The sequence below is a fragment of the Pseudomonas sp. CM25 genome (genome assembly GCF_013179705.1).
Taxonomy (GTDB): Bacteria; Pseudomonadota; Gammaproteobacteria; order Pseudomonadales; family Pseudomonadaceae; genus Aquipseudomonas.
On record NZ_JABMCW010000630.1, the window covers coordinates 1 to 1,447 of the forward strand.

Annotated in this window: 1 protein-coding gene and 1 pseudogene; one reads left to right on the forward strand and one right to left on the reverse strand. The window is 61.3% G+C overall.

What is annotated here, in order from left to right; genetic code table 11:
* Positions 1-736, reverse strand: a 736-nt coding sequence (locus HP546_RS30175) for a CSS-motif domain-containing protein (protein WP_172233518.1), incomplete at its 3' end; no start/stop codon positions are given.
* Positions 737-1,035: 299 nt separating this feature from the next.
* Between HP546_RS30175 and HP546_RS30180 the strand changes: the two are divergent.
* Positions 1,036-1,447, forward strand: a pseudogene (locus HP546_RS30180) (4-hydroxyphenylpyruvate dioxygenase); the annotation flags it as partial.

A 1,447-nucleotide genomic window follows, 5' to 3' on the forward strand; every position in this document is an offset into this window, starting at 1 on the left:
CAGCGCCCAGCACCAGCAGCAGGCCCAGCAGTGCCGGATAGTGGCTGCGCCACAGCCGGCCCTGCTGCGCGGCGGCATAGCCGCCCTGCACGCTGAACGGGTAGCGGGTCGAGCCCAGCAGCACATGCGCGCTGGCGGCGGCTGGCGGTACGCCCTTGTGCACGATACCGTCCTTGCCCATCCACCTGTCGCCCACCCGGATGCGCAGCTCTTCATCGGGGCCGATCAGGCGCAGCGCTGTCAGCAGATGGTCGCCATCCACGGTACTGATGGCGCCGCGGTCACCGTCGCTGGCCCGGTAGACCAGCAGCGCATGACCCGGAGTGACCGAGTTGCCGTCCATCAGCCATAGCGTGCCGTCGACGTAGTCGGCTGGGTTGACCGGCTCGTCGAAGTCACCGAACAGCGAAGTGCAATAAAGGGTGTTGTGGCTGAACAGGTTGGTGGAGCGCACGAAGGCATTGCGCGTAACCTGGGCACGCAGCGTCAGCTTGGCTTGCTCGCACGGGCTGCCGGCGAGCGGTAGCAGGGAATTGGCAGCGCTGGCCAGGTTATCGAGGATGTGCTCGACCTGCGCGACAACCTGGCGCGTCGTGGCCTGGCTACTGGCCTGCATTTCCTGTTCTAGCTGCCAGTTCATCACGCCCAGGCCACACACCACAGGGAGTGCGCCGACGACCCAGGGCAGCAGGGTGCGCCAGCTGAGCGCGGCGCGGTGTTTGGCGGTAAGGGGCATGCTGACCTGACTTGTATGAAAGCTAACGAGAGGATAGCCGTTTGTCGGAACGGCCGAGCAACTAAAACGCGACAAACCATTTTACGCACTGTAGAATCGGTTTACGAATACAACAATAAGGTCCTTCATCATCGAAGGATCAAACCCGCCGAGAATGGGTCCATATGACATACCATGGGTTCAAGCTGATCATAGGTGGCTTCCTCGCCCGTAGCGTGCGGGGCATACCCTGCTCACCGCCATTTCTGTTCGACATCCTACGCACTCAATAATATTTCGCTGCAGATGAGGACACGAACATGGCTGATATCTTCGAAAATCCAATGGGCCTGCTGGGCTTCGAGTTCATCGAACTGGCTTCGCCGACCCCAGGCGTGCTTGAGCCTGTATTCCAGATCCTGGGTTTCACCAAGGTGGCTACCCACCGTTCCAAGGATGTGCACCTGTATCGTCAGGGCGGCATCAACCTGATCCTGAACAACGAACCCAAAAGCGTCGCTTCCTACTTTGCCGCTGAACACGGCCCGTCGGTGTGCGGTATGGCGTTCCGCGTGCGCAATGCCCATGAGGCCTATGCCCGCGCCCTGGAACTAGGTGCTCAGCCGGTCGAAATCGAAACCGGGCCGATGGAGCTGCGGTTGCCGGCGATCAAAGGCATTGGCGGTGCCCCGCTGTACCTGATCGACCGCTTCGAGGAAGGCAGCTCGATCT